The organism is Pantoea sp. FN0302 (assembly GCF_050113775.1).
In the GTDB taxonomy this organism is placed as follows: Bacteria; Pseudomonadota; Gammaproteobacteria; order Enterobacterales; family Enterobacteriaceae; genus Mixta; species Mixta alhagi.
The window spans coordinates 72,164-89,731 of record NZ_JBNJSM010000003.1 but is presented as its reverse complement, the minus strand read 5'-3'; the positions used below and the strand labels follow the sequence as shown (position 1 = coordinate 89,731).

Genomic DNA, 17,568 nt, shown 5'->3' with positions numbered 1-17,568 from the left:
TCACAACCCTCCACAGACGATTAACATCGCACAGGCTATAACAGAGCCATCCTGACTATGGAGTGCTTATGTTTAGCTGTTTTTTCCCCCGACCTGTGCTGTTTTTCAGCACCGCGACGCTGTTCAGTCTGATAGCGATCGTGTTCTGGTTTACCGAGGCCAGTCAGCTGGTATTTCATCTGGCGACGTTCACTGCTTATGCCAGTCAGCCGCTGCCGGATAACGCCTGGCGCTTTGTTCAGCCCGGCGAGCTGTGGTTTTATCTCTATTTTGCCCTGACAGCAGCGCTGTTTGCCGCAGGCTGGTTTATTTTTAGCCCTCATCCATGGCAGCGCTGGTCAGTGCTGGGTTCAGCGCTGATTCTGTTTATGACCTGGTTTGATGTGCAGGTTGGCGTGGCGATTAACGCCTGGTACGGCCCGTTTTACGATTTAATTCAACGCGCTCTGAGCAAGGCGGGCTCGGTATCGCTCGCGGCTTTTTATCAGCAAATTGGCGCTTTCCTTAGCATTGCACTGATAGCGGTGGTCATCGGCGTGCTTAACGCTTTTTTTATCAGCCACTGGGTATTTCGCTGGCGCACGGCGATGAACAACCGCTATATGGCGCACTGGTCGCAGCTGCGTCACGTTGAGGGGGCCGCACAGCGTGTACAGGATGACACCATGCGCTTTTCCGGCACGCTGGAATCCTGGGGCGTGGGCCTGATTCAGGCCATTATGACGCTGGTAGCATTTTTACCGGTGCTGGTCACTCTGTCGAAGCATGTCAAAAGCGTTCCGCTGCTGGGTGCAATGCCCTACGGACTGGTGGTAGCGGCGTTGATGTGGTCGCTGTTTGGCACCGCACTGCTGGCGCTGGTGGGAATCAAGCTGCCGGGTCTGGAATTTCGTAATCAACGGGTGGAAGCCGCCTGGCGTAAAGAGCTGGTTTATGGCGAGGACGATCCTCAACGTGCCGCCCCACCCACGGTAAAACAGCTGTTTAGCCGGGTGCGCTATAACTATTTTCGCCTGTGGTTTCATTATCTTTATTTCAACGTTATCCGCATTCTTTACCTGCAGGTTGATAATGTTTTTGGCGTGTTTATTCTGTTTCCGGCGATTATTGCTGGCACCCTGACGTTGGGTTTGCTGCAGCAAATCACCAATGTTTTCGATCAGGTGCGCGCCTCTTTTCAGTATCTGATCGCCTCCTGGTCAACGCTGGTCTCCCTGATGTCCATTTACAAACGGTTGCGTAGCTTTGAGCGCATTATCGCAGGCGAAACCATAGCGGCAAAACTCACGGAGTGATTGCTTGCTCAGCGCTATCGCTGACTGTACGAAAACGGCAAGCTCAGCGCCGAAATGGCAGAAATCACCCGGGTCATGGAAAATATCAATCTGGCGCTACGGGTTACGCCGCAGCGCCAGTATGTTACTCAACTGGCGGCACGCCTGGCTGAGCGCAGCGAACCACGCAGCATTAATTAAGCGCAGCGAACACGCGCTCAACGGCGTATGCACCTGGGTCTTTAACGCCGTTCAAACTCTCCTGGTTCAGATAGGAAGAGCGCCCGGCTTTCGCCGCGCTCATGCTGGCCGTTGATTCTGCGCCCTGACGCGCGGCAGCGGCGGCCTCGCTCAGCCCTTTGCCTTCCACCAGCGCCTGTAGCGCCGGTTCCAGCGCATCAATTAACGTGCGATCGCCAATGCGGGCACCACCGTAGTGTTTCATACGCTCCAGTCCGGCCATCAGCGCCTGCGGCAAAGGTTGGCCCTCTTCCAGCTGCTGTCCGGCAGCAGTGAACATAATCGACATCAGCACGCCGCTGGAACCGCCCATCACCACCGCCAGCTGTTCACCCACCAGCGTCAGCAAACGTGCAGGTTCATTAAAAGGTAACGCCTGTTGCTGGCTGGCCTGCAGGATTTTACGTGCGCCTGCCGCGAAGGTAGAACCGGTGTCGCCATCGCCTACTTTGGCATCCAGCTTATTCAGCTCGCTTTCGAGATCCACCAGCGTTTGACACACGTTGTCCACTACGCGCTGTACGGCGGCGTTTGCAGAGGGCTGTGCCTGCGGCGGACGTTTAATCTCTTCGCCTTTTACTGTTGACGGCGTAGCTACCTGTTGCAGCGGCTGCCAGCCGCTGGCTTCTACCGGTGCCTGCAGCGCGCGCAGCCGTTCCTGATCCAGCAACAGCGTGGTCAGGGAAAAACCCTTCATATCCAGCGAGCTGACCAGCGTCGCCGGGCCAACCAGGTGACTCAGCCGGTTTGCCAGCGGTGACCGTAGCGCTTCCCGCGCCAGTACGCCTGACTCCAGCATTGAGAAACCGCCGAGGTTGTTGATCAGCAGCAGCGCCTGTTTCTCGTTCGGCACCTTTTCTGCCAGTTTTTCCATCATGATCTGCACTATTTCACGACTGTTCTGCGTTTTTAGCGTTGTTACACCCGGTTCGCCATGAATACCCATGCCCAGTTCGCTTTCCCCTTCCGCTACGCGGTTGTCCTGCGGCTCGCCGGGAATATGGCAGGTGGCAAACGCCAGCCCTATGCTGGCGGTATCCGCGATAGCCTGTTGAGCGCGCTGTGTGACCTCTTCCAGCGAAGCGCCCTGTTCAGCGTAGTAACCGGCCAGCTTATGAATCAATACGGTTCCGGCCAGGCCGCGCGGCTGTGGATTGTCCGGCAGCGCAATGTCGTCTTTAACGATCGCCAGCTCAACTTTGTAACCCAGCGCCCGCGCTTTTTCTGCCGCCAGACCAAAATTCAGGCGGTCACCGGTATAGTTTTTTACGATCAGCAAGCAGCCCGCTTCGCCGGTAACATTAATAATCGCGCTAAGCACTGCATCGACGCTGGGCGAGGCGAAAACATCGCCGCATACGGCGGCGGTCAGCATGCCTTTGCCCACAAAGCCTACGTGCGCAGGTTCATGACCGGAGCCACCGCCGGAAATCAGCGCCACCTTGCGCTTATCCCAGTCGTTACGCACCACTACACGAATACCTTCTCCGGCATCCAGTCGGCTCAGGTTATGGAAAGGCGTGGTGATTAACGCACCTTCGATCGCTTCGTTCACCAGTTCGCTTTTTTCGTTCATGAAAAACTGACTCATGGTTTCCTCTCTGTGTTGTTTCGCCCAGACGCAGCGGCGCAAAGCTTAACTGTAGTTGAAGCTGTCAGAGATTCGATAGCAAATATCCGCAACGCGGGCGCATGCAGAGATTAATCATGGGAAAACATGAATCGCCGGGCTTATCGCCCGGCGAGCGCGTTAGCGAAAAACGCTGATCGCTTCGACCAGCCGCGTAGCCTGGCGCGTCATGCGACCTGATGCCTCCGCACCTTCCAGTACACGCGCCGCGTTTTGATGCGTAATATCGTCCAGATTTTCTACCGCCTGGCTTACCTCACTCAGGGCCGAGGCCTGCTCCGCCGTGGCGGCGCTAATCTGACCAATCAGCGTTGAAACATCCTGCACCCGCGCAACAATTTCCTGCATAGTGCTGCCGGTTTGATTGACCTGCCCGGTACCGGTTTCTACCCGTTTCACGCTGGCTGCTACCAGCGTTTTGATTTCACTGGCGGCTTTGGCGCTACGGCTTGCCAGATTCCGCACTTCACCGGCCACCACCGCAAACCCTTTGCCCTGCTCGCCAGCGCGCGCCGCCTCAACCGCCGCATTCAATGCCAGAATATTGGTCTGGAAGGCGATGCTATCGATAACGCTGATAATACTGGCGATTTTTTTCGCGCTTTCCGCGATTTCGCTCATGGTGTTTACCATTTCACGCATCGACTCGCCGCCCTTTTCTGCCGCCTGACTGGTGGTAATAGAAAGCTGGTTTACCTCTGCCGCGCTCTCTTTATTGCTTTTTACCGTGGAGGTCATCTGGTTCATGGTGGCAGCGGTTTGCTGGACGTTAGCTGCCGCCTGTTCGGTGCGCTGGCTTAGCTCATCATTGCTGCGCGCCATCGCATCGCTGGCGCTCATGACATTGATCGCCTGCCCGCTCACGTCATCAACCAGCCAGCGAAACATCAGACCAAGCTGACCGATAGCACGCAGCGTGGTGCCGATCTCATCGACCCGATCCATCAAATCAACTTTATGGCTGTTGCCGGTGGCAACGTTGAGCGCCTGCTGACAGACCCGCTCCAGGGGACGGGAAATCTGCTGCTCCAGCCAGGCGCTGGCAAGGAACAGCAGCAAAGCCATGCCGATGCTGAATATCCCCAGCACGCCTGCCGTCACGCCCAGCGCCCAGACGCCAGCGATAGTTAACGGCAGCAGCGCCAGCAGCGCAGAACGAATACGCCAACGCAGCGGCATGGTCTTGAACATTGAACGCCAGCGTCGCCAGCCACGGTAGACCAGCAGTCCCTGATGCAGTTTACGACCCTTATGATTTCCGCTACGAAAATCGCCGTACAGCGTTTCCGCCTCCTTTATTTCCGCCGCTGAGGGTTTAGTACGCACCGACATATAGCCATGCACGGCATCATTGCGCATCACCGGAATAGCATTGGCCCGTACCCAATAGTGATCGCCGTTTTTACGGCGATTTTTTACCAGCGCAGACCAGGGCAGCCCCTGCTTCAGCGTGGCCCACATATCGGCAAAGGCTTCAGGCGGCATATCAGGATGCCGCACCATGTTATGCGGCTGACCATTGATCTCTTCCGGCGTAAAGCCGCTGACATCAATAAACGCATCGTTGGCATAGGTTATGTGGCTGTTAAGGTCGGTGGTGGACATCAGCGTTGCGTCATCGCTAAACGCAAACTCCTGATGAGTGACGGGCTGGTTGTTACGCATGAAATCAATTCCTTGAATGGGGACAAAGTCAGATACAGTGAATAGATTATGTTTTTTTATAGTTTCGGCATCTGACAGGCGGATCTTTAGCGGAAAAAAAACGCTGCCCGCCGATATCAGCCCCGTTTTAAGCGTGACGGCAGGCGCTTGCTGAAAAAAGCAGCGCAGAGTGGGGTTAATTCCATCTATAAGATTTTATTTAGGGTAAGAGAAATCGCGTGATAAAAGGGATAAAAAAGCAGGATGAAGCAGCTAACCTGTGAAGCCCTGTGCGTTAGCTGCCCGTGAGAAATTACAGGTTTTGCGCAAGCGCCTGTTGCAGCGCCTGACGAATAAAGCCCTGATTCTGCGCCAGCAGGTGGGTAGCTTCTGCCGCTGAAAGCTGGCCCAGCACCATCAGGATGGCGGTTTTACAATGGCCGTTACAGTCTGCCAGTGCCGCCTGCGCCGCCTCAGCGCTACAGTCGGTCGCCTGCCGGACAATATTAATCTGACGCTGCACCAGCTTCTGATTAGTGGCTTCCACATCCACCATCAGATTACCAAAGACCTTTCCGCTGCGGATCATCGCGCCGGTGGTCAGCATATTCAGCACCAGCTTTTGTGCTGTTCCGGCCTTCATGCGTGATGAGCCGGTTACCACTTCCGGCCCGACAACCGGCGTTAAGGCAATCTGCGCCACGCGTGCCATCTCACTGTCAGGGTTACAGGTCAGCGCCACGGTAACGGCCCCCTGACGTTTAGCGTAATCCAGCGCACCCAGCACATAGGGTGTACGCCCGCTGGCGGCAATGCCAACCAGCACATCCCGTTCGCTAAACTGAATGGACTGTAAATCCGCCGCGCCCATATCTGCATTATCTTCCGCGTTTTCCACCGCCTGTAAAATGGCCCGATGTCCACCTGCAATCAGCCCAATGACCTGCTCATGCGGGGTACCAAAGGTTGGCGGGCATTCACTTGCATCCAGAATACCCAGGCGTCCTGAGGTACCTGCGCCGCTATAAATCAGGCGGCCTCCACGCTGAAAGGCGGCGGTGATGGCGTCTACCGCCTGCGCTATCTGCGGCACGATCGCCTCGACGGCCAGCGCCACCTTTTTATCTTCATTATTAATAACGCGCAGCATCGCCTCCGTTGCCAGTTCATCAATGTTTTCACTGGCAGGATTGCGGCTTTCGGTGATCATACGTGACAGATCGAGACTCATAGCAACTCCCTTGTATACGCTCATGCAGCAAACCGGTTTAGACGCTCTATAATGAGCAACTCGTTATCAGAATGAAACTGTACGCAGTGGAACGGTTTGCTGCGGGCGAAAAAAAACGCCGCCCGGGCATGATACCAGGGCGGCGTTGAGGCTAACAGCCTGTTAACGTGCGGTTTGTAGCCGCAGTTGCTGTTCGTATTCTTTCGCCTGGGCGTTATCAAACTGATCTTCCCACTTGGCGATAACCAGTACCGCCAGCGCATTGCCCACTACGTTCAGCGCGGTACGCGCCATATCCATGATGCGATCGACGCCAGCGATAAACGCCAGCCCTTCCAGCGGGATGCCAACGCTACCCAGCGTCGCCAGCAGCACCACAAACGAGACGCCCGGTACGCCAGCGATGCCTTTTGAGGTCACCATCAGCGTCAGCACCAGCACGATCTCATCCATCAGCGAAAGCTCAATGCCGTAGAGCTGAGCGATAAAAATCGCCGCAATGCTCTGATACAGAGTAGAGCCGTCCAGATTGAAGGAGTAACCGGTTGGCACCACAAAGCTGGTAATGGCTTTCGGCGCGCCGTAGGCTTCCATCTTCTCCATAATACGCGGCAGCACCGTTTCCGAGCTGGAGGTTGAGTAAGAGAGGATCAGCTCATCCTTCAGGATACGCATCAGCGTGGTGATTTTCAGCTTACACATACGCGCCACCGTGCCCAGCACCACGAAGGCGAAAAACAGGATAGCGGCGTATACCAGCAGCACCAGCTTCGCCAGCGGCCAGAGCGAGGAGAAACCAAAGTTAGCAATGGTCACGGCAATCAACGCAAACACGCCAATCGGCGCATAGCGCATGATCATATGCGTGACTTTGAACATGGTCTCCGAAACCGAACGGAACACCTTCACCAGCGGATCGCGATGCTCGGACGGTAGCGATGAAAGGCCCAGACCAAACAGCACCGAGAAGAAGATAATCGGCAGCATATCGCCTTTGGCGATCGCAGCGAAAATATTCTGTGGGATCAGCGACAAAATGGTGACAACAAGGCTGTGCGCTCCACTCTGTACCTGTTCGGTAGTGGCTTCATATTTAGAGATGTCCACCGTTGCCAGCGTCGACATATCAATGCCGGTGCCAGGCTGAAACACGTTCGCCAGGGTAATCCCTACCACGATGGCAATGGTGGTAATCACTTCAAAGTAGACAATCGTTTTGACGCCGATGCGTCCAAGCTTCTTTGCGTCGCCTACACCAGCAATACCCACCACTAAGGTAGAGATAACAATAGGCACAACAATCATCTTGATCAGATGAATAAAGATATCACCGGCGGGCGAGAGGATATTGGTGATTAACCATTCACGATCCTCAGGCTGGTTATGCAAAATCGCACCAACGATGACACCCAGCACCAATGCAATCAGTATTTGCCAGGCAAGGCTGATTTTAAAACCTTTCATAGTGTTTCATTTCCTTAACAAACCCTGATTTCGCCTGGGAAGCGCGGACGCTGACACATATAAGGGAAAGGGACAAAGTCCGGTAAAATCGAGGGTTATTGATGGTATCGCCCGGAAAAGGGCCGTTGATAAGTACCATTATCAACGGGCGAAAAGCAACCTTTCCGACACGCTGTTTCGTCTGATTGTGCCAGGGCAAGATAAATGCCTTTAGGTTATTGATACACTAACTCTATGTTATGAAAAGTAATATAGGCCGTGCTTTTAGCATAGCTATGCATTAACGCAGCGATACCGTTTGCTGTTTTTTTCAACAATTCTGCGCGTCATTACCTACACTTAATCAGAAGATGAAGCGTTATCGTTTTGCCATCAGACTAATAAAAACCCTGCATTTTTCATCGCATTTACTATTCCCGTGATCTATCGCGCAAAAAGGAAACAAAGCGCTGCCTCTCGCTGTCATTAACCTTTGATTGACATATTATTAACAACTTCAAGGAGATCAGCCATGAGCCAAATAATTAAGCATCCCGTTCCCGCCAATATTGCGGAAAACACCCTGATTAATGCGGAACAGTACCAGGCAATGTACCAACAATCGGTGCAGGACCCCGACGCGTTCTGGGCCGAACAGGGCAAAATCCTGGACTGGATTAAGCCCTATAGCAAAATTAAAAATACCTCCTTTGCTCCCGGAAATATCAGCATTCGCTGGTACGAAGACGGCACGCTGAATTTGGCCGCCAACTGCCTTGACCGGCATCTGCATGAGCGTGGCGATCATCCGGCAATTATCTGGGAAGGCGATGACGCCAGAGAAAGTAAAACCCTGACCTATCGCGATCTACATCGCGAGGTTTGCCGCTTCTCTAACGTTCTTAAAGAACTGAATATTAACAAAGGCGACGTCGTTGCTATCTATATGCCGATGGTGCCCGAAGCGGCGATCGCGATGCTGGCCTGCGCACGCATCGGCGCGGTGCATTCGGTTATTTTCGGTGGCTTTTCGCCAGAAGCGGTGGCGGGTCGTATTATCGACTCCAGCGCGAAACTGGTGATCACTGCCGATGAGGGTGTGCGTGCAGGTCGTACCATTCCTTTAAAGAGAAATGTTGATGACGCGCTAAAAAATCCGGGCGTTACCACCATTAATCATGTGGTGGTGATGAAGCGCACCGGTAATGAAATTAACTGGCAAAACGGCCGTGACTGCTGGTGGCATGAGTTGATGAACAGCGCCTGCGCCCATCATCAGCCGGAAGAGATGAACGCTGAAGATCCGCTGTTTATCCTTTATACCTCCGGCTCTACCGGTAAGCCGAAAGGCGTGCTGCACACCACCGGCGGATATCTGGTCTATGCCGCCACGACCTTTAAGTATGTGTTTGATTATCATCCGACCGATGTTTACTGGTGTACCGCTGACGTTGGCTGGATCACGGGTCACAGCTATCTGCTTTACGGTCCGCTGGCCTGTGGCGCCACGACGCTGATGTTTGAAGGCGTGCCCAACTGGCCGCAGCCAAGCCGCATGGCGGAAGTGGTTGATAAACATAAGGTAACGCTACTCTATACCGCGCCAACGGCGATCCGCGCTCTGATGGCGGAAGGCGACAAGGCGATTGCCGGCACCAGCCGCGCTTCGCTGCGTATCATGGGATCGGTGGGGGAACCTATCAACCCGGAAGCCTGGGAGTGGTATTACAAAAAAATTGGCGACAGCCGCTGCCCGATAGTGGATACCTGGTGGCAGACCGAGACCGGCGGCTTTATGATCGCTCCCCTGCCCGGCGCTACTGAGCTGAAACCGGGATCGGCCACCCGACCTTTCTTTGGCGTTCAGCCTGCGCTGGTGGATAACGAGGGTCATTCACAAGAGGGAGCCTGCGAGGGCAACCTGGTCATCGTTGATTCCTGGCCGGGCCAGGCGCGCACCCTGTTCGGCGATCATGAACGCTTCGAGCAAACCTACTTCTCTACCTTTAAAAATATGTACTTCAGCGGCGACGGCGCGCGACGCGATGAAGATGGCTATTACTGGATAACCGGTCGCGTGGATGATGTGCTGAATGTTTCCGGGCATCGTCTGGGCACCGCTGAAATTGAATCGGCGCTGGTATCCCATGCCAAAATCGCCGAAGCGGCCGTGGTGGGTATTCCTCATTCAATTAAAGGACAGGCGATTTACGCCTATATCACGCTGAACCACGGTGAGGAACCAACGCCGGAGCTTTATGCGGAGGTTCGCAACTGGGTGCGTAAAGAGATTGGGCCGATCGCTACGCCCGACATTCTGCACTGGACTGATTCACTGCCAAAAACCCGCTCCGGCAAGATTATGCGACGTATTCTGCGCAAAATCGCCACGGGCGATACCAGCAACCTGGGCGATACCTCGACGCTTGCCGATCCCGGCGTGGTGGAAAAACTGCTCGAGGAAAAACAGGGGATTACCATGCCATAATCGGCGGGCGGTTCAGGGCCGCCCGGCGTAGTCAGCACGCGACTCGGCGGGTTCTGCCAGCCGGGAAAAAACAGACGTCATAACACGATAAAAAATCCTTTGCGCTTTTCTTACCTCTGGAGACGCTGTAATGAACGACGCTATCTATGCCCGAATAGAAAAGAGTGCGCGCTTTAAACTGCTGGTGCAAAAGCGCCAGCGTTTTGCGCTGCTTCTCACCATTATCATGCTCATCCTGTATGTTGGCTTTATTCTGCTTATCGCCTTTGCGCCCGACTGGCTGGGAACCCCGCTGCATGAAGGCACCAACGTCACGCGCGGTATTCCCATCGGCGTCGGCCTGATTGTTATCTCTTTTCTGCTCACCGGCGTTTATGTCTGGCGTGCCAACGGCGAGTTCGATCGTCTGACCAAACAGATCCTTGATGAGGTGAAATAATGAACGGGCTAAAACGCTTTACGGCGGGGCTCGCTCTGCTGTTTCCGCTGCCGCTGCTGGCTGCCGACGCGCTGACTGGCGCAGTGCAAAAACAGGGAACGAACTACCAGGCGATTATCATGTTTCTGGTGTTTGTCGCCGGTACGTTGGGGATCACCTGGTGGGCGTCGAAACGCACCCGATCGCGCAGCGACTACTATACCGCCGGCGGCAATATTACCGGTTTTCAGAATGGGCTGGCGATCGCCGGCGACTTTATGTCCGCCGCCTCGTTTCTGGGTATTTCCGCGCTGGTCTACACCTCCGGCTACGATGGTTTGATCTACTCGCTGGGCTTCCTGGTCGGCTGGCCGATCATTCTGTTTCTGATTGCCGAACGGCTGCGTAATCTCGGGCGCTATACCTTTGCCGATGTGGCCTCTTACCGCTTACAGCAGAAACCGATCCGCACGCTTTCCGCCTGCGGTTCGCTGGTGGTGGTGGCGCTGTACCTGATTGCCCAGATGGTGGGCGCGGGCAAACTGATCCAGTTGCTGTTTGGCCTGGATTATCACGTTGCCGTGGTGCTGGTGGGCATTCTGATGGTGCTCTATGTGCTGTTCGGCGGCATGCTGGCCACCACCTGGGTGCAGATTATCAAAGCGGTGCTGCTGCTGTTCGGCGCGTCGTTTATGGCAATTATGGTGATGAAAACGGTCGGCTTCAGCTTCAATACGCTGTTCACCGAGGCGATGGCAGTACACCCTAACGGCCAGGCAATTATGCGTCCCGGCGGGCTGGTAAACGATCCGATTTCAGCGCTGTCGCTGGGGCTGGGACTGATGTTCGGTACCGCCGGGCTGCCCCATATCCTGATGCGCTTCTTTACCGTGAGCGATGCCCGCGAGGCGCGTAAAAGCGTGTTCTGGGCCACCGGCTTTATGGGCTACTTCTATTTCCTGACCTTTATTATCGGTTTCGGCGCGATCCTGCTGGTGGGTGCAAATCCGATGTTTAAAGACGCCACTGGTGCGCTGATTGGCGGCAACAACATGGCAGCGGTGCATCTGGCGAATGCGGTCGGCGGCAGCACCTTCCTCGGCTTTATTTCTGCGGTGGCGTTCGCCACTATTCTGGCGGTGGTCGCCGGACTGACGCTGGCCGGCGCCTCTGCGGTTTCGCACGACCTTTATGCCAGCGTATGGCGTAAGGGGCAGGCCAACGAACGCGAGGAGCTGCGCGTATCGAAAATCACCGTGCTGGTGCTGGGTGTAGTGGCTATTGCCCTGGGTATTTTGTTTGAGAAACAGAATATCGCCTTTATGGTGGGGCTGGCCTTCTCTATCGCCGCCAGCTGTAACTTCCCGATTATCCTGCTTTCGATGTACTGGTCGAGGCTAACCACGCGCGGTGCGATGGTGGGCGGCTGGCTGGGTCTGCTGACGGCGGTGATACTAATGATCCTCGGCCCTACCGTGTGGGTTCAGGTGATGGGACATGAATCTCCGGTGTTCCCGTATGAGTATCCGGCGCTGTTCTCGATGCTGGCAGCCTTTATCGGCACCTGGCTGTTCTCTGTCACCGACCATTCGGCGCAAGGCGCCCAGGAGCGTCAGCTGTTCCACTCGCAGTTTGTTCGTTCACAAACCGGGCTGGGTATCGATCAGGGCAAGACGCACTGATCGTCACGCTCCAACTTTATCATCCTTTACAACAGGGCCTACGGGCCCTGTTTTTATTTAGCCTCGCCGTTAAGGCGCCTGCTACCGGGCTGCGGCCCACATCAGTTGACCAATTAGCGGCGCGATGATCACCGTTACCACGCCAGAGAGCATCATGACCAGGCTGGAGACCACGCCTTCCTGCTGCCCCAGTTCATAAGCGCGCGCGGTACCGGCACCGTGTGATGCGGCACCAAAACCTGCACCTTTGGCCATGCCCTGTTTTACCGCCAGCCGCAGAAATAGTACGTCGCCGACCGCCATACCGAATACGCCAGTCAGCACCACAAACAGCGCCACCAGATCGGGCTGTCCGCCTACCTGCTTTGCCGCCGCCAGCGCAAAAGGGGTAGTGATGGAGCGTATCGCCAGGCTGCGCTGGATAATTTCCGGCAGCGCCAGCAGACGCGCCAGCCAGACCGAACTGCATACGGCCACCAGCGTGGCGGTGACCACGCCAACCGACAGCGAAAGCCAGTGCTGGCGGATAATGCTCTGGTTTTCATAGACCGGCACCGCAAACGCCAGGGTCGCCGGGCCAAGTAACCACAGCAGCCAGCGGCTCTCGCTGATATAGTTCTGCCAGGAGATATGCATCACCAGCAGCATGCCCACCAGCAGCAGCGGCGTCAGCACCAGCGGCATCAGCAGCAGTTTGCGCCAGCGGCGGTAGAGTCGTTTATTAAGAAAGTAGATGCATAGCGTGGCGATAAAACAGAGCAGGCTAATAATGAGATTATTCATGGCGCGCCTGCTTACGTTGCGCCAGCCAGATCTCCAGCCGGTAAACTCTGTCCACCACCAGCGCCGTTGCCGCCAGCACCATCAGGGTGCTTAGCGCAATCACTACGCAGATACGCCAGCCCTCAGTTTTTAGCAGATCGCCATAGTTGACCACCGCGACTACCGCCGGAACAAAGAACAGCAGCATCTCTGCCAGCAGCCAGTTGCCGCCCGCCTTGACCCATTTCAGTGGCATGATGCGCAACGCCAACAGCGCCAGCAGCAGCAGCATACCAACAATATTGGCGGGTAACGGCAGATGCAGCCAACTCACCAGCTGTTGCGCGCAGATAAACAGGCCGACATAAATAGCGACCTGTACAGGCACCTGCAAACGTTGCAACCATCCCGTTTTCTGCGGGCTTAAGGCCAGAGCCATTTTGATTTTCTCCCCCTGTTTCTGTGATGACTGTCAGTATACGGCGCTGGCAAAGGGTGAAAAAAATGAATTAAAATTATCCAAAGTATGCATAAAAGGAATAGTTGATGGATGTTCGGGCGTTACGCTACTTTGTTGAGGTGGTGCGTCAGCAAAGCTTTACCCGCGCGGCTGAAGCGCTATTCGTGACGCAGCCAACCATCAGCAAAATGTTGCGTCAGCTGGAGGATGAACTGAATTGCAAGCTGCTGCTGCGTGAAGGCCGTCGGCTACACCTGACCGACAGCGGTCAGGTGGTTTATCAACGCGGCCTGATGATTTTGCAGGAGTTCAAACAGCTGCAGCAGGAAATTGGCGATATCAATCAGCTGAAAACCGGTGAGCTGCGGCTGGGCGTGCCGCCTATGGTCGGTATGCAAATTGCCGGTTCTGTCTCTGCATTTCGCCAGCGTTATCCCGGCATTACGTTAAAAATCGTTGAGTCCGGCGGGCTGACGGTGCAGGAAGCGGTTCTCTCCGGCAGCCTGGATTTAGCGCTTACCGCCCTGCCGATAGATGAACAGCTACCGCTCAACACGCTGACGCTGATGCGTCATCCGCTGTGCGTGCTGGTGCCGCACGCCGCGCCCTGGCTGGAGCGTACCAGCGTCTCGCTGGCGGAGGTCACCCGGCACCCGCTGCTGATTTTTAACGAAGAGTTTTCGCTTAACCGGCAGCTAAAGCAGGCTTTCCAGCGTGAAGGCCTGACGCCGCAGATCGCGGTACGCAGTGGACAATGGGATTTTCTGGCGGCGATGGTGCAGGCGGGGATGGGAGTGGCGATTTTACCAGAGCCGATCTGTCAGCGGCTGGATAAGCAATCGCTGCTGTGGCTGCCGCTGGAATCGGAACTGGCGTGGACGCTGGGATTGATCTGGCGAGAAGGCAGCTATCTTTCCCGCAGCGCGCAGGCGTGGATTGACTGCTGCCGTGAATACTGGCCGGGCGATGCGCCGACCCTGTGGGTATAGGCGGGCAAAGGTGCCCGCCTGCCGCTTTTAATGATCTTTCTCTACCAGCAGCGCTTCCAGCAGATCGAGATCGCGCAACAGTTGTTGCATGGTTTCATTGCTGATCTGCTGCGTGGCGCGCAGATGATAAAGTTCGGCACGTTCGGCGCGCAGCGCAGTAAGTCGGAAGCGGCGTTCCAGCTCTTCGGCGATATGGGCATTATCCAGATCGCCCTGCCCGTCAGCACGACGACGCAGATTACCGATCACGCGCGAGCTCACCTCTTTAAGCAGCTCGTTATCCACATTCTCTTCCGTGTCATGCGCCAGCCGCTCTTCCATCTTATACAGGCTGTCAATCGCCACGCCCGCCATGATCGCCCGCGCCTGCTGTAGCTCACGGCGATGTACGGACTTGTCGATGCCATCAATCCCGCGCAGCAGTAATGGCAGAACAATCACGCCCACGAACAGCGAGAACAGAATAACGCCGGTTGCGAGGAATACCAGTTCATAACGCCCCGGAAACGCCTCGCCGTTAGGCAGAAACAGCGGAATCGACAGCACGCCAGCCAGCGTAATCGCACCGCGAACACCCGCTACGGAGGCGATCAGCAATTCACGCGAACTGTAATTGCTGAACTCCATGGGTTTTTTGCTCAGGAAACGCTTGCTGATGCGCTGCATGACCCACAGCCAGCCGTAACGCACCAGCATCAAGGCGGCGTAAACCAGCAGGATGTCGGTAAACAGCATCCACAGCTCAACGTTAGGATCGGCATTGGCTTCGGTAATGGAGGTTTCCAGAATGCCCGGCAACTGCAGGCCCAGCATCAAAAACACCATGCCGTTAAACACAAATTCCAGCATCTGCCAGACACTGTTGGCGCGCAGACGCATCGCCAGCGGCGCACGACGCATAATACCGGAACGGGTGATCATCATACCGGCCGCCACGGCCGCCAGAATACCCGATACGCCCAGATGCTCCGCAATCAGATAAGAGGCAAACGGCAGCAGCAGCAGCAGTACGGTTTGTGTTGCGGGATCGTCACCGCTCAGGCGGCTGAACAGACGCAGCGATTTACCAAATATCCAGCAGACCGCAGCGCCCGCCAGCAGACCGCCGATCGCGACTTTAAAAAATTCCACCGTCGCGCCGGAGACGGTAAAGACCATGGTTCCCATCGCCACCGCGACGGCAAATTTCAGTGATACCAGGCCGGAAGCGTCATTCATTAGCGCTTCACCCTGTAGTATCGACATAATCTTCTTGGGAATACGGCCTTCGCCAACAATACCGGAAAGGGCCACGGCATCGGTCGGCGACAGCACCGCTGCCAGCGCAAAGGCGGGCACTAACGGAATGCCTGGCACCATCCAGTAGATCAGATAGCCAATACCCACAACCGTAATCAGTACCAGCATTAAGGCCAGTCCCATGATTTCCCGACCATGATGCAGGAACTCATTGACCGGCGTTTTCCAGCCGTCGGCAAACAGCAGCGGCGGAATAAACAGTACCAGGAACAGTTCCGGATCGAAATCCACATGCAGGCCAAAGGTTGGCCATGCCAATAGCGCACCGGCGGCGATTTGCACCAGCGGCAGAGGGATCTGGAACGGGATAATACGGGCGGCAACGCCGGACAGTGACACCACCAGCGTCATAATGAGAATAGTAAAAAAGATTTCCATGCTTTCCTTATAGCCTCTTCCAACAGGCATATGTGAATCGATTACCCTGGGGTTACCCCGTAGCAGTGTAAAACAAAACGATCGAGCTGTTAAAAACATGGCGTGCGATCGTTTACGCTTCAGGATATTTCTTTGTAGATGAAAGAAATCAGAGGAAAGTGACGGAAAAATAAAGGAAAGCGCGGCACTGCGGCCGCGCCTGAACGATCAAAGCGCCCAACCTCCGGCATAGAAGATCACCAGAGCGATAGCGATAATCACGGTGCCAATATTCAGCCGACGCCATTCGCCAGCAAATATACGACCAATCACCAACGCGCCGAAGCCCAGCATAATGCCGGTAACAATGTTACAGGTCAGCACGATAAACACTGCCGTCAGCAGGCCGGACATCGCATCGACAAAATCATTAAAGTCGATTTTCGCAACGTTGCTCAACATCAACAGCCCGACATACATCAGCGCGGGAGCGGTGGCGTAGGCCGGAACCAGATAGGCCAGCGGCGACATAAACAGGATCAACAAAAACAGCAGACCGACTACAATCGCCGTCAGGCCGGTTTTACCGCCCGCTGCGGTTCCGGCTGCCGATTCGATATAGACCGCCGCCGGTGATGCCCCGACCAGGCCGGCAAAAATACTGCTAACCGAATCGGTGGTAAGCGCTTTGCCGCCGCTGATGATCTGCCCGTCTTTATCCAGCAGGTTAGCCTGTCCGGCCACGGCGCGGATCGTGCCGGTGGCATCAAATACCGCCGTCATCACCAGCGCCAGTACGCTTGGCAGTACCGCCGCCTGCAACGCGCCGCCAATATCCAGGCTGAACAGCAGCGACTGACCATTTGCGTCGCGCAGGCTGGGCATGGCAAACAACCCTTTAAAGCTGACCGCCGGATCCACCGCCAGACCAATCAAAGAGATAGCAATGATTGTCAGCAGGATGCCGCCCGGCACACGGCGTTTTTCCAGACCGAAAATCACCGCCAGACCCAGCAGGCTCATCATAACCGGGAAAGAGGTAAAATCCCCCAGCGCCACCGGCAGACCGGGAGCAGGATTTTTTACCACCAGGCCAACGCCGTCCGCAGCGATTAACAGTAAAAACAGGCCAATACCAACGCCGGTACCATGCGCCACGCCCATCGGCAGGTTACGCAAAATCCAGGCGCGAATGCCGGTGGCGGAGATCAGGGTAAACAGTACGCCCATCAGGAAAACAGCGCCCAGCGCCACCGGAATGGTGATTTGCTGCCCCAGTACCAGGCTAAACGCGGTAAACGCGGTCAGTGAGATGGCGCAGCCGATTGCCATCGGCAGGTTTGCCCACAGCCCCATAATAATGGAACCAAAACTGGCCACCAGACAGGTGGAAACGAACACCGCAGCGGGCGGAAAGCCCGCCTTACCCAGCATTCCCGGTACTACGATCACCGAATAGACCATCGCCAGGAAGGTGGTTAAACCCGCCAGGATCTCCTGACGCACGCTGCTGCCGCGCGCAGAAATTTGGAACCAGCTATCAAGCGAGCGACGCGCGGGTTGTGTTGGAGTCGACATGAAAAACCTCATTATTTTTGGATGACAGCCTGCGCGGCGACAGAACGCACCGTTTTTATATCCCTGGATAGAT

General features: G+C 55.6%; 13 protein-coding genes. 5 read left to right on the top strand and 8 right to left on the bottom strand.

From position 1 onward, the window contains the following. Positions 1 to 68 precede the first annotated feature (68 nt). Positions 69 to 1,295 carry a peptide antibiotic transporter SbmA gene (sbmA, locus tag ACQE32_RS13335; protein WP_427021919.1) on the top strand — a complete coding sequence of 409 codons (1,227 nt, stop codon included), beginning with the start codon at positions 69 to 71 and terminating at the stop codon, positions 1,293 to 1,295. A 172-nt stretch (positions 1,296 to 1,467) separates the two neighbouring features. Here the strand turns inward: sbmA and ACQE32_RS13330 are convergent, their stop codons facing one another. From ACQE32_RS13330 to gltP, 4 genes are all read right to left on the bottom strand, one after another. Continuing rightward, positions 1,468 to 3,105 (bottom strand): dihydroxyacetone kinase subunit DhaK, encoded by a 1,638-nt coding sequence (locus ACQE32_RS13330; protein WP_427021918.1) that lies wholly within the window; start codon positions 3,103 to 3,105, stop codon positions 1,468 to 1,470. 159 nt (positions 3,106 to 3,264) lie between these two features. Further along, a complete protein-coding gene (locus ACQE32_RS13325; RefSeq protein WP_427021917.1) occupies positions 3,265 to 4,809 on the bottom strand; it encodes a methyl-accepting chemotaxis protein in 1,545 nt (514 codons plus the stop codon). A 292-nt stretch (positions 4,810 to 5,101) separates the two neighbouring features. Next, a complete protein-coding gene (gene murQ, locus ACQE32_RS13320) occupies positions 5,102 to 6,019 on the bottom strand; it encodes an N-acetylmuramic acid 6-phosphate etherase (RefSeq protein WP_427021916.1) in 918 nt (305 codons plus the stop codon). A 162-nt stretch (positions 6,020 to 6,181) separates the two neighbouring features. Beyond that, entirely contained in the window at positions 6,182 to 7,483 is a 1,302-nt protein-coding gene (gene gltP, locus ACQE32_RS13315) for a glutamate/aspartate:proton symporter GltP (protein ID WP_426973164.1), read from the bottom strand. 511 nt (positions 7,484 to 7,994) lie between these two features. Here gltP and acs point away from each other — a divergent pair. The 3 genes from acs to actP all read left to right on the top strand — a co-directional run bounded on the left by acs (position 7,995) and on the right by actP (position 12,050). Continuing rightward, the gene (gene acs, locus ACQE32_RS13310; RefSeq protein WP_250651031.1) at positions 7,995 to 9,950 is read left to right on the top strand and encodes an acetate--CoA ligase; all 1,956 of its coding nucleotides are present in this window, start codon (positions 7,995 to 7,997) and stop codon (positions 9,948 to 9,950) included. Positions 9,951 to 10,080: 130 nt separating this feature from the next. Further along, complete coding sequence (locus ACQE32_RS13305; RefSeq protein WP_085069725.1) at positions 10,081 to 10,389, top strand: DUF485 domain-containing protein; 309 nt, start codon at positions 10,081 to 10,083, stop codon at positions 10,387 to 10,389. Continuing rightward, on the top strand, positions 10,389 to 12,050 hold the full coding sequence (gene actP, locus ACQE32_RS13300; RefSeq protein ID WP_426973161.1) for a cation/acetate symporter ActP: 1,662 nt from the start codon (positions 10,389 to 10,391) through the stop codon (positions 12,048 to 12,050). Before ACQE32_RS13305 ends, actP begins: the two co-directional genes overlap by 1 nt. A gap of 81 nt (positions 12,051 to 12,131) precedes the next feature. On the opposite strand, the gene ACQE32_RS13295 is transcribed toward actP, so the two are convergent. Both ACQE32_RS13295 and ACQE32_RS13290 read right to left on the bottom strand, forming a co-directional pair. Next, a complete protein-coding gene (locus ACQE32_RS13295) occupies positions 12,132 to 12,833 on the bottom strand; it encodes an LrgB family protein (RefSeq protein ID WP_426973159.1) in 702 nt (233 codons plus the stop codon). After that, complete coding sequence (locus ACQE32_RS13290; RefSeq protein WP_426973157.1) at positions 12,826 to 13,251, bottom strand: CidA/LrgA family protein; 426 nt, start codon at positions 13,249 to 13,251, stop codon at positions 12,826 to 12,828. Before ACQE32_RS13290 ends, ACQE32_RS13295 begins: the two co-directional genes overlap by 8 nt. Positions 13,252 to 13,358: 107 nt before the next feature. On the opposite strand from ACQE32_RS13290, the gene ACQE32_RS13285 reads away from it, so the two are divergent. After that, positions 13,359 to 14,261 (top strand): LysR family transcriptional regulator, encoded by a 903-nt coding sequence (locus tag ACQE32_RS13285; RefSeq protein WP_427021915.1) that lies wholly within the window; start codon positions 13,359 to 13,361, stop codon positions 14,259 to 14,261. Positions 14,262 to 14,288: 27 nt separating this feature from the next. Here the strand turns inward: ACQE32_RS13285 and ACQE32_RS13280 are convergent, their stop codons facing one another. Together ACQE32_RS13280 and ACQE32_RS13275 are read right to left on the bottom strand one after the other, a co-directional pair. Then, entirely contained in the window at positions 14,289 to 15,938 is a 1,650-nt protein-coding gene (locus ACQE32_RS13280) for a Na+/H+ antiporter (protein WP_426973155.1), read from the bottom strand. Positions 15,939 to 16,145: 207 nt separating this feature from the next. Next, positions 16,146 to 17,495 (bottom strand): NCS2 family permease, encoded by a 1,350-nt coding sequence (locus ACQE32_RS13275; RefSeq protein ID WP_085069713.1) that lies wholly within the window; start codon positions 17,493 to 17,495, stop codon positions 16,146 to 16,148. Between the last annotated feature and the right edge of the window lie 73 nt (positions 17,496 to 17,568).